The sequence below is a fragment of the Bacillus sp. VA15 genome (genome assembly GCF_055721145.1).
Genome location: NZ_JBVQPQ010000006.1, coordinates 208,359 through 228,370 on the forward strand (window position 1 = coordinate 208,359; position 20,012 = coordinate 228,370).

The following is a 20,012-nucleotide window of genomic DNA, read 5'->3' on the forward strand; positions in this document are numbered from 1 at the left end:
AGATACTTGCTATCACTCAGATTGATAGCAAGCGAACGGAGGAGTTCAAAATGGAAAGTGGAGATTTACGTGTGTTTCAAATGGTAGCCCGTGAAGGCTCCATTACGAAAGCAGCCCTGCAGCTTGGCTATGTGCAATCGAATGTCACAGCCAGAATTCAGCAATTGGAAGCTGAGCTGGGCACCATCCTGTTTTTGCGCCACAATCGGGGTATGACACTTTCTGCAAGCGGAAAACTGCTGCTCGACTACGCAAATAAAATTATCGGCCTGCTGGATGAAGCGTCTAAAGCGCTCTTATCTACTGTAGAGCCAAGCGGACCGCTTATGATCGGCTCCACTCAGACAACAGCCGCGGTAAGGCTTCCGAAACTTCTGGCTTCTTATTATGAAGAACACCCAAACGTCCAGTTGTCTTTAACAACAGGACATACACAATTCCTCCTTGATAAAGTTCTCCGGTATGAATTAGATGGCGCATTTATCGGATGCGAATGCAATCATCCTGAGCTCGAATCCTATCCTGCATTTGAGGAAGAACCAGTAGTTGTTTCAGCTGCCTCCATATCCGATGCAGAGGAAGCCATCAAAAAGCCGATTCTCGTTTACAGCACAGGCTGTTCGTATCGAGAGACACTTGAAAAATGGCTGCGAACTGTCGGTGTCACACAGCCGGTCATTATGGAATTTGGTACGCTTGAAGCGATTATCGGCGGGGTTACAGCAGGTCTTGGCATCTCGTTGCTGCCGAGAACGGTTGTACAGAAACACGAGGCTGAAGGGTCGATTCGATTGTACCCGCTGCCCGAAGCTCTCAGACAGATGAAAACAGAATTTATTGTCCGAAAGGATTCGTTTATCAGCAGCGCGCTGCGGACCTTTATGGATTCCTTTGCGCCAGATAAAACGGCAGAATCACAAAAAAGCAGCCTGCTATAATTGGCAGACTGCTTTTTTAGCTATTGTTTGTTTCGATGCGCTTCATTTAATTCCTTAATATGCTGAATGATATCTTTAATGCCCTGCTTCGCGTCAGGATATGTCGCATTCCAATGTTTAGCGAGCGGCGGCATGCTTTTGGCTATATGCGTGTACAAAATCCATTGCTTCACTTCTTCTTTTAGCTCATTGTTTGTGTCACCAAGCAGAAGCTCAGTATACTTCTCCAGCAATCCATCCAGCTGCTCCTGAAGTTTTTGTTCCATTTTCCATCTTCCTTTCGAAAAAACAGCAAGGAGCTTTCTCAAGTAAAAGCTCCTTTCGCTGGCGTTATTTATCCATGTGATGTGAAAGCCGCTTCCTGGACAATGCATCTGCCCCTGCCATGAGGAATGCAAAGAGGCGTTCCGAACAGCGGGTCCTGTGTGACCTGACAGTTCATAGAAAACACATTTTGCACAAGATCACAAGTGATGACCTCTTCCGGACGGCCTTCAGCATAAATCTGTTTATCTTTTATGGCCACAAGATGATGCGCATAGCGGCATGCCAAGTTTAAGTCATGGAGAACCATGACAATCGTCCGCTCTTCCTTTTCATTCAGCTCAAACAGCAAATCAAGAATTTCAATTTGGTGCGTCATGTCTAAATACGTCGTCGGCTCGTCTAAAAGGATAATGTCAGTCTCCTGTGCAAGCGTCATCGCGATCCAAGCCCGCTGGCGCTGTCCGCCTGACAAAGAATCGACGGCGCGGTCAGCCATGTCCTCAAGCTTTGTTGCTTTAAGCGCTCGCTCAACTGCTTCCTCATCCTCTTTTGACCATTGTTTCAGCCAATTTTGATAAGGATATCTTCCTTGCTTCACCAGCTGATGTACTGTCAGCCCCTCTGGAGCCGAAGGACCCTGCGGCAGGATTGCGAGCTCTTTTGCGACTTCCTTTGTCGGAAGCTTGGCAATCGCTCTTCCTTCCAGCAGCACTGAACCGCCTCTCGGCTTCATCAATCGCGCTAATGAACGTAAAAGTGTCGATTTTCCGCAGCCGTTGCTGCCAATAAATACGGTAATTTCACCTTTGGGAATTGTTAAATTCAACTCATCAATAATAACGGCATCCCCGTATCCTAAGCTCAGCGTTTCTGTAGAAATTGCACTCATACCCATAACCGCTCCTTTTTGCTGGCTTTTTAGCAGCACTATGTATTGCACGTTTTCTATATACATGCGTTTTAAGTCAATTGTCATCAATGCAAGTGATTCGATATTCAGCCATTTGATATGGTCATATATCCCTCATTGTAGCAGAAAACAATGACTTTGAAAATCATTTTCAATTAGTTTTTTGGACATAATTGGCGTTTATGGGGTATTTAGCACAAGGTTATTTCTTAATTTCTCTGACTGAGCCGTTCTTCAGCTTCAGCTTTAAGTTGATATGATCATAATGGCTGTCCAGATTAAATGCTGCCAGTACACTGTGGATCACTTCTGTTTCTGCCATTTGGTCTGTCACGGAAAGCTCGCTCAGGATCATTTTCATCTCATCTAGTGCTTCTTCTCCCTCCTGTTTGACGCCGGAGAGCTTATCCTGTATTTCCGCTGTTTCCTGAGTCCCATTTTTTGTATATATACTTTCATAACGATTATGCTCACCATCTCCGTAGCTCACGCGAAGCGAGAAATTGCTGTAAGGAACGGACTTTTGCTGGGTGACGGCTGTATTTTCTCCTTCTGCCTGCTGCTGATCTTCATTGAGACGGCAGCCCGCAATCAGAACCACTGCGAGACAAACAGCCCCGGCTGCTCTGATCAAACGCATATGTTTCCCCCCTGTAGGATTCCATTTATTTTAGGTATATCCAGAGAATGAAATCCTCATTCAGAGGAGAATTGAAAAAGCCGGGGCGTGTATAACGCCACGGCTTCAGCGTGTCGACAAATGCTCGCCCTTCCTAGACTTCAAGGGTTTTCATTCACGCTCAAAAGATTCAGTCAGTTGCAAAAAGTCTTTCGCGTCACGCACGGCTAGCTTGATGGCATTCTCCCAGAAATCGCGCTTCGTGATATCAGCACTCAAATGCTTCATCGCCAACTCTTCCACAGTCATAGAAGCCGTATCCTGCAATAGTGCGATATACTTCTCTTCAAACCCGTTTTTTTCTTCAAGCGCCAGTGCGTAAATGCCCAGAGAAAACAGATAGCCGAACGTATAAGGGAAATTGTAAAATGGCACCCTCGTGATATGGAAGTGCAGCTTTGATGCCCAAAAGAGCGGATGGTACTCTCCTAACGAATTGCAGTATGCCTCTTTTTGCGCCTCTTCCATCAGCTCATTCAAACGGCCGGCCGGGACGACTCCCCGCTTTCGTTCTTCGTAAAATCTCGTTTCGAATAAGAACCTTGCATGTATATTCATGAAGAACGCAACGCTTCTTTGCACTTTATCCTCAAGAAGGACAAGCTTTTCTTCCTTCGTCTCCGCTTGCTGGACAGTCGCGTCCGCCACAATCATCTCTGCGAACGTCGAGGCCGTTTCCGCGACGTTCATAGCGTAGGAACGGTTTAACGGCCTGACGTTGAGCATCGATTCCTGATGGAACGCGTGTCCGAGCTCATGTGCAAGCGTTGAGACATTTGAGGCACTTCCCGAAAACGTCATGAAAATCCGCGATTCTCCGCTGTCCGGAAAGCTCGTGCAAAAGCCGCCGACTCTTTTTCCGCTCCTGTTTTCCGCTTCAATCCAGCGGTCCCGAAACGCTTTTTCTGTGAAAGAGGACAGCTTTTTGCCAAACGTTGAAAACTGGCTGACAATGACATTTGCAGCTTCATCATATGAATAGACCTTTCCATCAGAACCAATTGGGGCCTCAACATCGTACCAGCTAAGCTTTTCAAGGCCGAGCATGGATGCTTTCCGGTTCAAAAACTGAACGAACGGCTGCTTGTTTTCAGTGATGACCTGCCACATCGTATCCAGTGTTTCTTTTTTCATTCTGTTGATCTGCAGCGGCTCCTTCAGGACATTCTCCCAGCCGCGCGCTTTATAGGTTTCAAGCCGGAACCCCGCCAAATGATTGAGCGTGTTGCTGAAAATATCCTGTTTGCTTTCCCAAGCTTGATGCAAACGTTCATATATTGTTTTTCTGACAGCGCGGTCTTGATGGTCCATCACATTTTCAGCCTGACCGACAGACAATTGCTTGTTCACACCGTTTTCCTCATACGGTATTGTCATTTTTCCGACAACCATATTGTATAAGTCACTCCAAGCATGATATCCGTCCACCGCAAGGTTTCCAATCAGTTTTTCTTTACCCGGGCTGAGCTTTTCGGCAACCCTCTGTCTTCTTTCATTTAATATGTACGATACATCGCGTAACCCCGGCTTTGTTAATAATTCATTCCACACGTTTTGTTCAATGGCCACCAGTTTATGATCTAATGTGACGAGGGATGATTGAAAATCTGCGGAAAGCCGATTCATGAGTGACTGATGCTCAGTAGCCTTTTGATCACTGATATTCTGGGCCTGAAGGCAAGCAACAAAAGCGCCGGCCTGCTGAAGCTTGACAGATGTCTGTTCGAATAAATCAAGCAAAGCAATCAGTCCTTCAGCATCTTCAGGCGATTCAGGCACCTGAAACGCCTCAGTCATGTCTTGAAAGGCACTCAGACTTTGTGACAGCTTCTCGATATATTTCTTGAATTCTTCTGATTGGCTCCCGCCCTTAAAAAATGAATCAAGATCCCATCTTTGGTCTACCCCTTGCAACGCCATAATACAAAACCCCTTTCCTTCTTTCGTTTTATTATAGAACAATTCTGAATTATTGTATAAAAATTTCTTTTATAGGCGTCATTTTCCGTTCATGATTGTACAATAGCTGTAGCAGTTAAATAGGAGGTATATCATGAATAAAAAAATCGCGATCGTAACAGGAGCGTCAAAAGGCTTTGGTCAGCTGGCAGCCGTAAAGCTCGCCAAGTCATTTTTCGTGATTGCTACAACAAGACAGCCTGAGAAAGCTGAACAGCTTCGGGAATTGGCCGCAGCACACAATGTGGCTGATTCTATTCACATTACCGCTCTCGACGTCACAGATGAGCAATCCATAGCCTCATTCGGAAAAGCCATTAGCGCTTACGGTCCTATTGATCTTCTCGTCAACAACGCCGGAACGGCTTACGGAGGATTTGTCGAGGATGTGCCGATGGAACATTTCAGACAACAATTTGAAACGAATGTCTTCGGAGTGATCCATGTGACAAAAACCGTTCTGCCTTACATAAGAAAGCATAGCGGAGCAAAGATTATAAACGTGAGCAGCATCAGCGGTCTGACCGGATTCCCTGCGATGTCGCCTTATGCATCTTCCAAGCATGCATTGGAGGGTTTTTCTGAGAGCCTGCGTATGGAGCTGCTTCCGTTCGGTATCCAAACCGCTTTGATCGAGCCAGGCTCATACAAGACATCGATCTGGTCCACATCATTATCAAATTATATGTCGGTGCCTGCTGACGATTCAGCTTATCATCAATACTATAAAAAGATCCTTTCCTACGTTGAAAAAAACGCAGATGAAAGCGGAGATCCCCAAGAGGTTGCCGACCTCATTTATCAATTGGCAACAAAACAGCACGTAAAGAAATTGCGATACCCGATCGGAAAAGGCATCAAGCTTACCTTGTTATTCCGATCGCTTTTTCCCTGGTCTGCGTGGGAATCTATCCTGAAGAAAAAACTATTCAGTTCATCTAAATTATAATTATTATAATTTAGTATTGATTTTTAATTAATACGTGGTATAATTAAATTAACAGATCACAAGGAGGACGTAACTTATGAAAACTGAAAACGCAAAAACAAATCAAACATTAGTTGAGAATTCAATGAACACACAATTATCAAACTGGTTCCTTTTATACTCTAAGCTCCACCGTTTCCATTGGTATGTAAAAGGGCCGCATTTCTTTACATTGCATGAGAAATTTGAAGAACTGTATGACCATGCGGCTGAAACAGTCGATACCATTGCTGAACGCCTGCTGGCGATCGGCGGACAGCCTGTTGCCACATTGAAAGAATACACTGAGCATGCGTCTATCACAGACGGCGGAAACGAAACATCAGCGTCAGAAATGGTACAAGCATTGGTAAACGACTACAAACAAATCAGCAGCGAATCTAAATTCGTGATCGGCCTGGCTGAAGAAAATCAAGATAATGCGACAGCGGACTTGTTTGTCGGATTAATTGATGAAGTTGAAAAACAAGTGTGGATGCTTTCCGCTTATTTAGGATAAAAAAAGCTGAACCCTTTTCGGGTTCAGCTTTTTGATTACCGCTTAGCTTGAGCTGCTTTCTGTCTGCTTGGTCAGTGTCACGTTTAGCGTTTTCGTTTTTCCGTTCCGCAGCACTTGAATTGTCGTTTTATCTCCGACTTTCAAGTCTTTGTATAGGATCTGACGAATATCCGCGCTGCTTTCCACGTCTTTACCGTTTAGTTTGACAATGACATCCTCAGATTTGATGCCGGCTTTTGCCGCAGGTGAATTTCCTTGAACTCCTTTTACATAAACACCTTTTCCTAATTGATCTCCAAACATGCCGAGTGTATTTTCCTGATACGTTTCAGGAACTTGAGACATATCAATCATTTGCACGCCTAAAAACGGACGGTCTACCTTCCCGTTTTCCAGCAGCTGGTCAACAATGGGTTCGACATCATTGCTTGGGATCGCAAATCCAAGTGACTCCACGCCGCTTTCGCTCACCTTCAAACTGTTGATGCCGATGACCTGGCCGCTTGCATTGATTAACGGGCCTCCGCTGTTCCCCGGGTTGATCGCTGCGTCAGTTTGCAGCACGTTCATTTCCACCGTACCTTGTGTTGTATCCACATCAATCGTCCGGTTCAGTCCGCTGATGATGCCTTGTGTCACCGTACCGGAAAACTGCTGTCCGAGCGGATTTCCAATAGCGATGACCTTTTCGCCTGTGCGCAGCTGTGAAGAGTCACCGAAGCTCGCCACTTTTTTGACGTTCTTGCTGCTGATTTCCAGAACAGCCAAATCCGTTATCGTATCGCTGCCGACCAGCTTGGCAGTCTCCGTTTCTCCGTTGTAAAGCGTGACAGTCAATTTATTTGCGCCTTCAACGACATGGTTGTTTGTAATGATATACGCTTTATTGCTGTCTTTTTTGAAAATGACGCCTGACCCCGTTCCGCTTTCACTTTCTGAGCTGGAGCCGCCTCCCGTGCCGAATGTGTTATTTTGCGAGGTTTGGATATTTGAGATTCCCACAATCGTCGGCTCTAAATCCTCCACCATATCAGCGACGTTTGAAGCGTTCGTTATCGGTGTCGTTTTAAAATTACCTGACTGCACCTGTTTATTTGCAGAAACGGCCTCGGTCGCCTGATCTTGGTCTGATGGCAGATAAGGCGCGATGCCAAGCATCAGGCCCCCGCCGATAATCCCGCCTAAAATAGGGCTCAGCCATGCGGCTCTCCGTTTCTTTTCTTTTTTCACAGCCGTTTCTGTCTTTTCCATTTCTAAAGAAGAAGCTGTTTCTTGTTTTCCCGCTTCATACGAAACCGGCTCGTCAAGCAATTCCTGTTCGGGATGTTCAATCAGCTGCCGGTTTTCTGTATTCTGATGTTCTGTATGTGAAGATTCTGTTTGATGTTGATCGTTTTGGTCATCACGTCGATAATCCATGTTCTTACACTCCTTTAACGGTTTTTCATTTATCGTTACATATTCATCGCATGTACAAGTTCAATTGTCCCAATAATGAGGAGAAAAGCAAAGCACCAAAATAGAATATGTTTGATCATCCTACATCTTCCTCGCTCTTTTTCTCTTCCTTTCTTCCCTTATACATATCATAAACAAACATTGTGGGATAAAAATGAAAAGAATATGTGAAATTATGAAAATTGCCTGCCGTATGTTAAAACTAGTTTATAATGACGTTGAAAGGATGTGAAGAGCCTTGTCATACACCATTTATCTAGTTGAAGATGAGGATAACCTGAATGAACTGCTGACGAAGTATTTAGAGAATGAGGGCTGGAACATTACATCTTTTACGAAAGGTGAAGACGCCAGAAAGAAAATGACGCCGTCTCCCCACCTGTGGATTCTCGATATCATGCTGCCGGATACTGACGGCTATACATTAATAAAAGAAATCAAAGCGAAAGATCCTGACGTACCGGTCATTTTTATTTCCGCCCGAGATGCAGATATTGACAGAGTGCTTGGCTTAGAGCTTGGCAGCAATGACTACATTTCAAAGCCGTTTCTGCCGCGGGAGCTGATCATACGTGTTCAAAAACTGCTGCAGCTCGTTTATAAGGAAGCTCCGCCTGTACAAAAAAATGAAATCGCCGTCTCCTCGTATCGGGTCGCTGAAGACGCTCGCGAGGTCTATGATGAAAACGGAAATATCATCAATTTGACGTCAAAGGAATTTGATCTGCTGCTATTATTTATCCATCATAAAGGACATCCATACTCACGTGAGGATATTCTCGTAAAAGTATGGGGGCATGACTACTTCGGAACAGACCGGGTCGTTGATGACCTCGTCCGGAGACTGCGCAAAAAGATGCCTGAATTGAAGGTGGAGACGATTTACGGGTTCGGCTACAGGATGATGACATCATGAAAAACAAGCCGCTCTCGTTTCAAATATGGGTTGTCATATCCGGCATTCTGTTAGGGATATCCCTTTTACTGCTTGTGTTATTTTCAAACACACTGCGCGATTTCTTCACCAATGAAACGTATACGACGATTGAAAATGAGCAGCATGTTCTGACGGAATACCGCCTGCCGGGTTCAATTGAACGGCGCTATTACAGCGAAGAAGCCACGGCACCGACAACCGTTCGATCCGTACAGCACGTGCTTCTGCCTGAAAATGAAGATGCTTCTTCAGACAGGGATTTAAGCATTCTCTCGTCTTCGTTTATCCATAAAGTGTACAAGCTGGCCGATAAACAGGAGGCCAAAAAGAAACGGTATAGCGCCGACGTCAATGGAGAGAAAGTGTTTTTTGTCATTAAAAAGGGGCTTTCCGTCAATGGGCAATCAGCTATGATGCTCTCTTACGCGCTTGATTCTTATCGGGACGATCTGGCCTATACCCTGTTCAAACAGCTTCTGTTTATTATAGCTGTTGTCATTTTATTAAGCTGGATTCCGGCCATTTGGCTTGCGAAGTATTTATCAAGGCCTCTCGTGTCATTTGAAAAGCACGTCAAACGGATTTCCGAACAGGATTGGGATGACCCAGTGATAGTGGATCGGAAAGATGAGATCGGCAAATTGGGCCATACCATCGAAGAGATGCGCCAAAAGCTTGTGCAAAAGGACGAAACAGAAAGAACCCTATTGCAAAATATCTCTCACGATTTGAAAACGCCGGTTATGGTCATCAGAGGCTATACGCAATCGATTAAAGACGGAATTTTCCCTAAAGGAGATCTTGAAAATACAGTAGATGTCATTGAAGGCGAAGCTCTTAAGCTGGAGAAGAAAATAAAGGATTTATTATATTTAACGAAGCTGGATTATTTAGCGAAGCAAAAAGTGCAGCACGACATGTTCAGTATCGTAGAAGTGACAGAAGAAGTCATCGAAAGACTGAAGTGGGCGCGGAAAGAATTATTGTGGGAAATTGATGTAGAAGAAGACATTCTGATGCCGGGCGATCCGGAGCAATGGAACAAACTCCTTGAAAATATTCTGGAAAATCAAATCCGCTATGCTGAGACAAAGATAGAAATCAGCATGAAACAAGATGATCGGAATATTGTGATCACCATTAAAAATGACGGACCGCATATTGAAGATGAGATGCTCTCCAGCCTCTATGAGCCTTTTAATAAAGGGAAGAAAGGCGAATTCGGCATTGGTCTAAGCATCGTAAAACGAATTTTAACTCTTCATAAGGCGTCTATCTCAATTGAAAATGACAAAACGGGTGTAACATACCGCATAGCAGTGCCAAAATAGACTGTAGATGTTTTTGCAGTCTATTTTTTTATGTGAAAGAATAGCCGTTAAAATCTCTATAATTTGTTTTGAGCGGCTGTTTGCATTGATGAACCCATTTTTTCTCTGACAAGGTCTGCTTCGGATATTTGACTTTCTCCACTTTAATTCCTCTGTTTCGCAAGCGGCTGATCATTTCGTCCAATTCTCTCATTCTAGATTCACCCTTTCGCTTGAGCTTTGACCATTCGGTCATCTCAATTTATAATATAAATAATACATGATAAAAAAACAAGTTACAATAAGGTTAATTTTATAACAGAAGGTGTGACTATATGGTCATATCCTGTGCAGGCCTCCGGGCTCCGAAAGGGTGGAACCATTGAAGGAAAAAGAAAAGCTGATTATTGAAACAGCCTTAAAACTATTTGCCCAAAAAGGATACAACTCAACATCAGTTCAGGAAATCGCAAAAGAATGCAAAATATCTAAAGGCGCTTTTTATATTTATTTTCCTTCGAAAGAAGCGCTTCTTCTGTCTATGCTGAACTACTATTATGATAAAACGTTTACCCGAATTTTAAATATTAAAACGAAGGGCGACAGCCCCAGAACGGCTTACCGCAAACAGCTGAGCGTGCTCTATGAAAACATCCTTGAACACAAGGATTTTATCGGCATGCAGATGAAGGAAGGTTCTCTGCCTTACACGGAGGAAGTGGAGCAATGCGCCAAAAAAATCCGCCAGTCCTCACTTCAATTTCATATCGACAGCCTGCTGAACATTTACGGAAAAAAAGCGGAACCGTATACTGCAGAGCTTTGTTTTTTAATAGAGGGCATCAGCCAGATTTACCTGGAATGCATGATTTTGTTCGGCTATAATGTGAAGCCGGATCAATTAGCCGATATCATTATTAATAGAATTGATGATATGGTAAAAGGCATGTCTGAACGAAACGATAAGCCTTTCATCACATTGGAAGAGGCAAGCTCTTTATTTGGGCCTCTTACGCACGGACGGCCTGATCCGCTGACTGAATCGATTGTGAAAAGCCTTCGTGACAAAATTAACAGCTTAAACACAAACTCCTCTCTTGAATTATCGGAGAGCTTGGACATACTTGAAGCAGAAATGAAGAAAAAAACACCGAAGCTGGCGATCATAAAAGGAATGATCCATAACCTGACGGAGTCTGAAGCTCTCGCCAAAGATGCGGAGCAGCTTAAATATCTATTAAAACAGCAACATATTTAGAAGAACGGCTGCTTAAAAAGCAGCCGTTTTTCTTTCTCTTACGCCTTTGGTTTTACCATATCTTCCGGCTTAACCATTTCGTTAAATTGCTCCTCTGTCAGCAATTCAAGCTTCAAAGCCGCTTCTTTCAGCGTCAATCCCTCTTTATGGGCGAGCTTGGCGATTTTCGCCGCGTTTTCATATCCAATATGCGGGTTCAGCGCCGTAACAAGCATTAATGAATTTGACAGGTTTTCTTGGATGGTTTCTTTGTCAGGCTCAATACCGACAGCACATTTATCATGGAATGAATTCATGCCGTCACTCAGCAGCTGCACAGATTGCAGGAAGTTGTAAATGATAACAGGCTTAAACACGTTCAGTTCAAAGTTCCCCTGACTCGCCGCAAAGCCGATTGTCGCATCGTTCCCCATGATTTGCGCTGCGATCATTGTCAATGCTTCACTTTGTGTCGGGTTGACTTTACCAGGCATAATGGAGCTGCCCGGCTCATTTTCAGGAATGACGATCTCCCCGATGCCGCAACGAGGCCCGCTTGCAAGCCATCTGACATCGTTCGCGATTTTCATTAAGTCAGCCGCAAGCGCTTTTAATGCGCCATGCGCATAAGTGATTTCATCATGGCTTGTCAGCGCGTGGAATTTATTCGGCGAGCTGCTGAACGTTTGGCCGGTCAGTTTTGTGATCTCTTCTGAGACAAGCTCTCCAAACTCTGGATGAGCGTTGATCCCCGTTCCGACAGCCGTTCCACCGATTGCAAGCGCACGCATTTTATCTGTCGCTTCCAATATCATTTCCTTCGAACGGTCCAGCATGTAAACCCATCCGCTGATTTCCTGTCCAAGCGTCAGAGGCGTAGCATCCTGAAGGTGCGTGCGTCCGATTTTGACAATATCATTGTATGCTTTCGCTTTTTCATCCAATGTATTGCGAAGCTGGTCAAGCGCAGGCACTAGCTGCTCGTAAACAGCCAAAACAGCGGCAACATGCATCGCAGTCGGGAATGTGTCGTTTGAGCTTTGGCTGCGGTTCACATCATCATTTGGATGAATCGTTTGATCTGAGTTCTTTTCTTTTAATAAAGCAGTCGCGCGGTTGGCTACCACTTCGTTCATGTTCATATTGCTTTGTGTGCCGCTTCCGGTCTGCCATACGACAAGCGGGAAGTTGTCATCGTATTTGCCTTTGAGCACATCATCACAAACCGCTGCAATCGCTTCCGCTTTTTCTGCATCCAGATTGCCAAGGCGTTTATTAGCGAGAGCTGTGCTTCGTTTTAATATTGCAAACGCCTTCACAACACGCATCGGCATTTTTTCAGAACCGATCTTAAAGTTCTCCTTGCTTCGCTGTGTTTGGGCGCCCCAAAATTTATCAGCAGGAACTTTTACTTCTCCCATGGTGTCTCGTTCAATTCTGTATTCCATTTATGTATCCCTCCATAACGGTTGCTTCAATAGATCATAATTCGCCAGTGGTACAAAAAATCCTTTTTATTTTTCGATCTTGGCAGATTTTAATTTTAATTCAAGATATACGCGGGAATCCTTTGAATATTTGTACTTCGGATTCGTCCTGCCGTACTCCTTTGATGTATAAGAGACGTCATAATGCTTTTCAAATGATTTGATGAGCTGTTCTATTTCTTCTTGTTTTCCAGCAAGCCTTACCTGTGCCACTTTGTATCCTCCGCTTTCATAAAAAACTTACACCATAAAATACTCTAACACAGTATATCATTTTTTTAACAGGAAAAGATAACCTCTACTAAGGTTTTGGATAAGAGGTGACCTTGTTGGAACAAACAGAGTTTAAGGAATATATACACGATAATTTAGCATTGGTGCTTCCAAAATTAAAAGAAAACGATGATCTGGTGAAAAATAAAAAAATGCTCTCCAACGGTCTTGTTTTTTACTATCTCTATTTTAGTGAACTGAATGATCAGAAGAAGGTTGCAGAATCGATTAAAACCTTAATCAAAGATGAAGAGACCCTCACGCTTGACCAAGTCAAAAAACGCCTTGACCAGCTTGACGCAAGACCCGTTGAAACAGCAGAAAAAACGGTCGAGGAGATTCTCAGCGGAAATTGTGCTGTATTTGTCAACGGTTTGGACAAAGCCTACATCCTGTCCACAGAAAAGAAAAAAACAAGAAGCCTGGCAGAGCCGACAACAGAAAAAGTGGTTCGCGGACCAAAAGTTGCGTTTGTAGAGGATATCGATACAAATATGGCTCTGATTAGACAACGGACCCCCCATCCAAAACTCATTACAAAAAAAATCATGATCGGCAAAAACAAGCTGAAGTCGGCGGCCATTATGTACATTGAGGGCAAAGCAAAAAAGTCCGTCATAAAAGAAGTAAAAGCGCGGCTTAAAAATGTTCAACTCGAGGATATCCAGGACAGCGGAACGCTTGAGGAGCTCATTGAAGATAATAAATACTCGCCGTTTCCGCAGATTCAAAATACGGAAAGACCCGACAAGGTATCGTCAGCCCTGTTTAACGGCCGTGTGGCGATTTTGGTCGACAGTTCACCATTTGTGCTGCTGGTGCCGGTTTCTCTCGGTGTCCTGATGCAGTCCCCGGATGACTACTATGAACGCTGGATTTCAGCATCTCTTATCCGGTCGCTGCGGTTTGCTTCTATCTTCATTACCTTGTTTTTGTCATCGATTTATATTGCACTCGTTTCCTTCCATCAGGGGCTGCTGCCGACCGCGCTCGCCGTCACGATTTCGGCAAACAGGGAAAACGTGCCGTTTCCGCCGATATTTGAAGCCCTGCTGATGGAAGTAACCATCGAGCTGCTCAGAGAAGCCGGGCTGCGTCTTCCAAACCCGCTCGGCCAGACAATCGGGCTCGTTGGTGGCGTTGTCATCGGACAGGCGGCTGTAGAGGCGAATCTCGTCAGTTCGATTATGGTCATCGTTGTCAGCGTCATTGCCCTTGCATCCTTTACCGTTCCTCAATACGGAATGGGTCTGTCTTTTCGGGTCCTGCGTTTTATTTCGATGTTTTCCGCTGCTATTCTTGGGCTGTACGGGATTATTTTGTTTATGCTTGTCATTTATACGCACTTAACGAGACAAACGAGCTTTGGATCTCCTTATTTTTCGCCAAACGGATTCTTCAGCCTGAAAAACAAGGAGGATTCCATTATCCGTCTCCCAATTAAAAACAAACCAAAAGAGGCGAATAATCCAAATGAGCCAAAAACAGACTCCACTAAAACTTAATACCTTTCAAGGTATATCTATTGTTGCAAATACGATGCTTGGGGCCGGTCTTTTAACATTGCCGCGAGCGCTGACCAGTAAGGCTAATACTCCTGACGGCTGGATCGTGCTGATATTAGAAGGTATCATTTTTATCTTTTTTATTTATTTAAACACGCTCATTCAGAAGAAACATCAATACCCCTCTCTGTTTGAGTATTTGCAGGAAGGGCTTGGTAAATGGATCGGTAGCATTCTCGGCCTTTTGGTCAGCTGCTATTTTATCGGAGTGGCCAGCTTTGAAACCAGGGCAATGGCTGAAATGGTAAAGTTTTTCCTGCTGGAGAGAACGCCGATTCAGATCATTATTTTAACGTTTATATGCTGTGGCATCTATTTAATTGTTGGGGGGTTAAGTGATGTATCGCGGCTGTTTCCCTTTTATTTAATGATAACGATTATTATTTTGCTTGTTGTATTTGGGATCAGTTTTAAAATTTTTGACATCAATAATTTGCGCCCTGTTTTAGGTGAGGGCCTTGGACCCGTTGCAAACTCCCTTACTGTCGTTTCCATCTCTTTTTTAGGAATGGAAGTGATGCTGTTTCTTCCTGAACATATGAAGAAAAAGAAATACACATTCAGATACGCGGCTATCGGCTTTCTGATTCCGATTATTTTATATATCCTGACGTATGTCATCGTTGTTGGGGCTTTGACCGCTCCTGAGGTAAAAACGCTGATCTGGCCGACGATTTCTCTCTTTCAGTCTTTTGAGCTCAAAGGAATATTCATTGAAAGGTTTGAATCGTTTTTACTGGTCGTCTGGATCATTCAATTTTTCACAACGTTTGTCATTTACGGGTATTTTGCCGCTAACGGGCTGAAGAAGACGTTTGGATTATCGACTAAAAAAAGCATGGTGATCATCGGTGCGGCTGTCTATTATTTTTCTTTATGGCCGGATGACTCTAATCAGGTCATGATGTACAGCGATTATCTCGGATACATTTTCGTCTGCCTGTTTCTGCTTCCCTTCATTCTCTTTTTCATTGTCGCTCTCAAAAGGAGGATTACAGCAAAATGAAAATCCGGATTTTATGTATGTTCATATGCACCCTATTACTGGCCGGATGCTGGGACAGCCGGAATATTGAGGAATTAAGCTTGGTGATCGGAGTAGGTCTAGACAAGCCTGATGATAAAAATTTAGAACTAATACAGCAGATTCTCGTCCCGAAAAAAATCAGCTCCAAGGAAGGCTCTTCATCTGACCCGACACAGCTTGCTATCACAAAGGGGGAAACTGTCCATCAAATGATGAGAACATCTGCATTAAAACATAACCCTACGTTTTCACAGCATTTGCGTCTCATTCTGCTTTCCAAGAGCGTGATTGCGGATCATATTGGAATGGACGCGATCATTAACCAGTTTGTCAGAGACAACGGAACAAGGAGGAGTTCGTACGTCTTTGTCACCGATGGCAGAACTAAGGATATATTTAAAATGAATGATCAAGGCGAGCCCGCATCCAATGTAATTTATGATCTGACAGAGAATAATGCGGTAACGATCAGAATGATGGAACCTGTTACATTGGGGGAGATCTCAGAACACTTGACCTCTGACGATTCGTTCCTCATCCCTCATGTCGGTAAGGAAAACGGCAAACTCGCAATAAACGGTGCTGCTATCATCAAAAATAAATTATGGGACCGGAATTTAACACCGGTTGAGGTTCAAAATATCAACTTATTTACAGGCACTGTCGAGGGAGGCGTCATTGATATGAGGCATAATGGCAATCTTTTTTCTTATGAAGTGTACTCCAGCAATCGCAAGATCAAGACAGACTACAAGGACGGAACGTTCAAATTCACCGTCACACGCAATATTGAAGGCCGTTTATCAGAGGACTGGAATCCGAATGAAGATTCATTTAAGGATTCATATATCAAAGATATTGAAAAGACAGTCGAAAAACGATTACACAAAACAGTAACAGCATTTATTACAGGCAAACTGCAGAAAGATATCAAAGCAGATGTCACCGGGCTGGGAAACGAGGTCAGAATTCATTATCCTCAAAAGTGGAAAAAGATTGCAAGAAAATGGGATGATGATTATTTCAGCAATGCGGAAATAGACTACCGGGTCAATGTGGTTGTCAGAGACTTCGGGACGAAAGGCGCAAACAAATAGCAGACGCCTATTTCACGAGGTGATTTCGGTGTGCGTACACCGCCGCCTGCGTCCGGTCACTGACATCCAGTTTTGATAAAATATTGGTGATATGGGTTTTGACTGTTTTAATGGTGATAAACAGTTCCTCGCCTATTTCTTTGTTTGTTTTTCCTTCTGCGATCAGGCAGAGAATTTCGAGCTCCCGTTTCGTAAGTGATTCATGCGGGAGCGCGTTTTCACCTGTGTGGCGTAGCCGGAATAATACTTTTCCCGCCACTTTTGATTCGAGCTTTGGCTCTCCCTTGCTTGCGGCGCGGATGGCATCGGCGATTTCCGCAGCTTTTGAGGTTTTCAATAGATAGCTGAGCGCACCAGCTTCAATGACCGGATACACTTTGTCATCATCAATGAAGCTTGTGAGCACTATAATTTTCGGATCTGGAAGCTCCCGGCAAATTTGCTTTGTGGCTTCAATTCCATCCATGCCCTCCATGACAAGATCCATTAAAATGACATCTGGCGACAGTTCCGCAGCAAGCCGCACGCCTTCGCTGCCGTCAGACGCTTCGCCGATGACTTCAATATCGGGCTGTGCCTCCAAAAAAGCCGCGAGCCCCATTCTGACCATTTCATGATCATCAATCAATAATACTCGAATCACGTTCGTTCTCTCCTTTTTCTTCCGGGAAAATCGGAACCTTCACTTCGATTTGTGTGCCTTTTCCTTCTACTGAAATCACTTCGGCGACCCCGCCGATTTCGCTTGCACGTTCTTTCATAGAGTTCAAGCCGTATGAGGATGCTTTCACCTGATCATTTTTAAAGCCTTTTCCATTATCAATCACCTTTAGCCGGAGCTGATTGTTCTTTACGCCCAGAATCACGGATACTTTTGAGGCTTTTGAATGTCTAAATACATTCGAAAGGGCCTCCTGAACGATTCTGAACAAATGATCTTCCATCCCCTTAGATATCGGCGTGTCCTGAATATCCCACTCAATATCAAGCGGCTGTTTCTTCCGGAACTCGTCCAAAAGCTCCGTAAGCCCCTCTTTCAGTCCTTTTCCTTCAAGGGTAACAGGCCTTAAATGGAGCAGCAGCGCCCTCATTTCATTTTGGGCTTCACCTGCCATATGCTCGACCAGCTGGATCCGCTTGACCGTTTTATCATCAGCATCCTTGACATGTTCCAACACAGCTGATGTCATCATTGATATTGCAAAGAGCTGTTGGCTGACTGCATCATGAAGATCTCTTGCCAATCGCTGGCGTTCTTCTGAGATGACTGACTTCTTCATTTGCGCCTGCCATTCCGCACGTTCATTTGAAAGTTTTTGCAAGGAAGCGACTTGAAGCTCCACGCGCTTCGCCATTTCATTCAGCTGATCGGCGGCCAGGCCGATTTCATCATCTCCAAGCGGGGGTATTCGATAAGCGAAATTACCGTTTTCAAAGATTAAAATCGATTCGACTAATGTATCAACCCTTGTCTTCAGCCGGTTGCCGTACATATACCCTGAGGCAAAACCAACCGTCACACTGATCAGAAGCAATATCAGGATAAACGGAATTCCGAACCAGCTTGATGACAGCAAAACAAGCGGATCGAGCCGATAATAAAACATCATAAAGGAAATCAAACAGGCAAAAAGGAGCAGGCTGATTCCCGTTGTCATGCGGATGGCGCGCCACTGAAGGCTGGCAAGCAGTTTTTTTCTCATACGTACTTCACATCCACATCACCGATAAATAAGGAAGCGGACACTTTGACTCGGCGCTTTGACTCGCTGAAATCGGATGACGCGGCATATACCTTCGTGCTTAATCCGCTTTTCTTCGAGCCAATCAGATTGATATCTCCGATAAAAACAGCCGAGCTGACAGCCACTTCAAGGTCTGATGGCACATAAATATCAACGTTTCCAATGACTCCGCTAATGACGATTGTACTTTCTCCCTCGGGAATCATCGCTTTAGACAAGTCGATTTTGATATCACCGATAAAACCAGAGACATTTAAATCATTCAGGTCAAACGGCTGCTTCATCATTTGCAGCTCTCCGATAAAAAAGCTGCGCATGTCAGGATGTTTCTCATCTTTTGGCGGCTCATGCCGTTCTTTTTTAGTGAGATCGATCCGTTTTTCATTCGATTCAAATATTGGCTTTCCTTTGACAAGCCTGTAGCCGGCGTAAATCAGAAATGCGGCAAACGCATAGCCGAATAAATTAAAGGTGATGCTGAAGAGGTTTTTCAAGAATAGAAATGCGGCAAAGATGTACATGACGGAACCGAGCCAATCACGGGAATATCTTTTCAAGAAATAGCCGGCAATCAGAAAAAAGAGCGGCCAAAACAGCAGATCGCCTATTCCGATAATTTGCAAAAACATGCTGATGCCGAATAAAGCAATGATAAATCCGAGAAGCTGTTTTTTTGTCATTCCTGGTGTCCGCCTCCTTTCTTCTGCCTGGTGCTACCGTATCGTTAGATCCCCGCTGTCCGTTTTGATATCGATTTGATGCCGGCCGCTTCCTTGCAAGCCTGTGATTTGATGATGTTCTTTATGTGCTGTATCAGCAAATGAATACGGCGAACTAACCTCTCCGCTCGTTGATTTTGCGTTGACTGTAAAGCTGCCATTTTGGGGAAGGCTCAAATCCGCATCACCGCTTGTCAGTGTGACAGATAAAGGACCCGTTACCTTTTTCGATGCAGCATCTAGGTTTCCTGAAGTCATCCTTACATCAAGAGAGCCTGATACATCAGCCAGATTTGCGTCTCCTGAAGCTAAGTCAATGCCGGTTGTTTTGGAGATGGTGTTTGAAATGGTAACATCTCCGGATGACCCCTTTACTTTCAGGTCTTTAAGGCGGACGTCCGTCACTCTCATATTTCCGCTCGCAGATACTGCGTTCAGCCCGGAAAGCACAAGATGATGATTCCCGTCCACTGACACGTCACCACTTGAGGTTCGCACCGTCAGATGCCCTTTATACTCATATGGAATCCGGACAATAAGGGAAGAGCGATTAAACCCATTCAAAAATTGAAATTCTTTTTCCTTTGTGGTCAGCTCCAGTTTTCTTCTGTTTTCAGTAACAAATAACTTTCCTGAGTCTCCTGAAATGCCTGCCGATATGTCATTTCGCTCTTCTGCTATGATCTGGACATCCTTGTTATCTGACTCAATGACTACGCTGTCGATGTCTCGCGGCGATGCGCTGGCTGAATCGGCTTCTGTGCCGTTTACGAAACCCAAGCCTGCAGCAAACACGTCTTTTACGACGACGGCGAAAAATATAAGAATACCGGCAGTGATCAACAGTTTGCCCAGCATTTTTTTCATTCGATTTCATCCTTCTCATTCATTCTATTATAAAGGAAAAGCCTGTGAAT

The 20,012-nt window shown here is 44.3% G+C and carries 21 protein-coding genes; 9 read left to right on the top strand and 12 right to left on the bottom strand.

What is annotated here, in order from left to right; all coding sequences use genetic code 11:
• The first annotated feature begins 50 nt into the window (after positions 1–50).
• Positions 51–938 (top strand): LysR family transcriptional regulator, encoded by an 888-nt coding sequence (locus AC0DBE_RS16275; RefSeq protein WP_079288350.1) that lies wholly within the window; start codon positions 51–53, stop codon positions 936–938.
• Between the two features lie 20 nt (positions 939–958).
• Here AC0DBE_RS16275 and AC0DBE_RS16280 read toward each other — a convergent pair whose 3' ends face one another.
• From AC0DBE_RS16280 to AC0DBE_RS16295, 4 genes are all read right to left on the bottom strand, one after another.
• Complete coding sequence (locus AC0DBE_RS16280) at positions 959–1,246, bottom strand: YusU family protein (RefSeq protein WP_014115097.1); 288 nt, start codon at positions 1,244–1,246, stop codon at positions 959–961.
• 26 nt (positions 1,247–1,272) lie between these two features.
• Positions 1,273–2,100, bottom strand: a complete 828-nt coding sequence (locus AC0DBE_RS16285) for an ABC transporter ATP-binding protein (RefSeq protein ID WP_079288351.1) — start codon at positions 2,098–2,100, stop codon at positions 1,273–1,275.
• 217 nt (positions 2,101–2,317) lie between these two features.
• Positions 2,318–2,755 (bottom strand): YusW family protein, encoded by a 438-nt coding sequence (locus AC0DBE_RS16290; protein WP_041906010.1) that lies wholly within the window; start codon positions 2,753–2,755, stop codon positions 2,318–2,320.
• 150 nt (positions 2,756–2,905) lie between these two features.
• Entirely contained in the window at positions 2,906–4,714 is a 1,809-nt protein-coding gene (locus AC0DBE_RS16295; RefSeq protein ID WP_472962884.1) for a M3 family oligoendopeptidase, read from the bottom strand.
• A 133-nt stretch (positions 4,715–4,847) separates the two neighbouring features.
• Here AC0DBE_RS16295 and AC0DBE_RS16300 point away from each other — a divergent pair, with 133 nt between their 5' ends.
• Both AC0DBE_RS16300 and mrgA read left to right on the top strand, forming a co-directional pair.
• The gene (locus AC0DBE_RS16300) at positions 4,848–5,702 is read left to right on the top strand and encodes an SDR family oxidoreductase (protein WP_472962886.1); all 855 of its coding nucleotides are present in this window, start codon (positions 4,848–4,850) and stop codon (positions 5,700–5,702) included.
• Positions 5,703–5,778: 76 nt separating this feature from the next.
• Positions 5,779–6,240 (top strand): metalloregulation DNA-binding stress protein MgrA, encoded by a 462-nt coding sequence (gene mrgA / locus AC0DBE_RS16305; protein WP_003221689.1) that lies wholly within the window; start codon positions 5,779–5,781, stop codon positions 6,238–6,240.
• Between the two features lie 42 nt (positions 6,241–6,282).
• Here the strand turns inward: mrgA and htrB are convergent, their stop codons facing one another.
• A complete protein-coding gene (gene htrB, locus AC0DBE_RS16310) occupies positions 6,283–7,659 on the bottom strand; it encodes a serine protease Do-like protein HtrB (RefSeq protein ID WP_014115104.1) in 1,377 nt (458 codons plus the stop codon).
• 277 nt (positions 7,660–7,936) lie between these two features.
• Here htrB and cssR point away from each other — a divergent pair, with 277 nt between their 5' ends.
• Together cssR and cssS are read left to right on the top strand one after the other, a co-directional pair.
• The gene (gene cssR / locus AC0DBE_RS16315) at positions 7,937–8,614 is read left to right on the top strand and encodes a two-component system response regulator CssR (RefSeq protein ID WP_003221685.1); all 678 of its coding nucleotides are present in this window, start codon (positions 7,937–7,939) and stop codon (positions 8,612–8,614) included.
• Complete coding sequence (cssS, locus tag AC0DBE_RS16320) at positions 8,611–9,966, top strand: two-component system sensor histidine kinase CssS (RefSeq protein WP_061187964.1); 1,356 nt, start codon at positions 8,611–8,613, stop codon at positions 9,964–9,966. The genes cssR and cssS overlap by 4 nt, the downstream gene beginning before the upstream one ends.
• A 28-nt stretch (positions 9,967–9,994) precedes the next feature.
• On the opposite strand, the gene spxO is transcribed toward cssS, so the two are convergent.
• Positions 9,995–10,159 (bottom strand): anti-adapter protein SpxO, encoded by a 165-nt coding sequence (gene spxO, locus AC0DBE_RS16325; protein WP_003221681.1) that lies wholly within the window; start codon positions 10,157–10,159, stop codon positions 9,995–9,997.
• 168 nt (positions 10,160–10,327) lie between these two features.
• Here spxO and AC0DBE_RS16330 point away from each other — a divergent pair, with 168 nt between their 5' ends.
• A complete protein-coding gene (locus AC0DBE_RS16330; protein WP_061187963.1) occupies positions 10,328–11,203 on the top strand; it encodes a TetR/AcrR family transcriptional regulator in 876 nt (291 codons plus the stop codon).
• A 38-nt stretch (positions 11,204–11,241) separates the two neighbouring features.
• Here AC0DBE_RS16330 and fumC read toward each other — a convergent pair whose 3' ends face one another.
• Positions 11,242–12,630 (bottom strand): class II fumarate hydratase, encoded by a 1,389-nt coding sequence (gene fumC, locus AC0DBE_RS16335; RefSeq protein ID WP_014115108.1) that lies wholly within the window; start codon positions 12,628–12,630, stop codon positions 11,242–11,244.
• A gap of 66 nt (positions 12,631–12,696) precedes the next feature.
• Positions 12,697–12,882 (bottom strand): YvzF family protein, encoded by a 186-nt coding sequence (locus tag AC0DBE_RS16340; protein WP_014115109.1) that lies wholly within the window; start codon positions 12,880–12,882, stop codon positions 12,697–12,699.
• Between the two features lie 116 nt (positions 12,883–12,998).
• Here AC0DBE_RS16340 and gerAA point away from each other — a divergent pair, with 116 nt between their 5' ends.
• Genes gerAA through AC0DBE_RS16355 form a run of 3 tightly spaced genes read left to right on the top strand, consistent with a single transcriptional unit; the run spans position 12,999 to position 16,631 of the window.
• Positions 12,999–14,447: a spore germination receptor protein GerAA gene (gene gerAA / locus AC0DBE_RS16345; protein ID WP_072183668.1), complete on the top strand. Its 1,449-nt coding sequence runs from the start codon at positions 12,999–13,001 to the stop codon at positions 14,445–14,447.
• Positions 14,416–15,513 carry a spore germination protein gene (locus AC0DBE_RS16350; RefSeq protein WP_014115111.1) on the top strand — a complete coding sequence of 366 codons (1,098 nt, stop codon included), beginning with the start codon at positions 14,416–14,418 and terminating at the stop codon, positions 15,511–15,513. The genes gerAA and AC0DBE_RS16350 overlap by 32 nt, the downstream gene beginning before the upstream one ends.
• A complete protein-coding gene (locus AC0DBE_RS16355; protein ID WP_472962891.1) occupies positions 15,510–16,631 on the top strand; it encodes a Ger(x)C family spore germination protein in 1,122 nt (373 codons plus the stop codon). The genes AC0DBE_RS16350 and AC0DBE_RS16355 overlap by 4 nt, the downstream gene beginning before the upstream one ends.
• A gap of 7 nt (positions 16,632–16,638) precedes the next feature.
• Here the strand turns inward: AC0DBE_RS16355 and liaR are convergent, their stop codons facing one another.
• The 4 genes from liaR to liaG are packed head-to-tail and all read right to left on the bottom strand — an operon-like array spanning position 16,639 to position 19,962.
• A complete protein-coding gene (liaR, locus tag AC0DBE_RS16360; protein WP_072183665.1) occupies positions 16,639–17,274 on the bottom strand; it encodes a two-component system response regulator LiaR in 636 nt (211 codons plus the stop codon).
• Positions 17,252–18,334, bottom strand: a complete 1,083-nt coding sequence (gene liaS / locus AC0DBE_RS16365; RefSeq protein WP_072183664.1) for a two-component system sensor histidine kinase LiaS — start codon at positions 18,332–18,334, stop codon at positions 17,252–17,254. The genes liaR and liaS overlap by 23 nt, the downstream gene beginning before the upstream one ends.
• Complete coding sequence (liaF, locus tag AC0DBE_RS16370; RefSeq protein WP_472962894.1) at positions 18,331–19,056, bottom strand: LiaRS two-component regulatory system accessory protein LiaF; 726 nt, start codon at positions 19,054–19,056, stop codon at positions 18,331–18,333. The genes liaS and liaF overlap by 4 nt, the downstream gene beginning before the upstream one ends.
• A gap of 33 nt (positions 19,057–19,089) precedes the next feature.
• Positions 19,090–19,962, bottom strand: coding sequence for a LiaG family protein (gene liaG / locus AC0DBE_RS16375; RefSeq protein WP_072181926.1), 873 nt, complete (start codon positions 19,960–19,962; stop codon positions 19,090–19,092).
• Positions 19,963–20,012 lie beyond the last annotated feature (50 nt).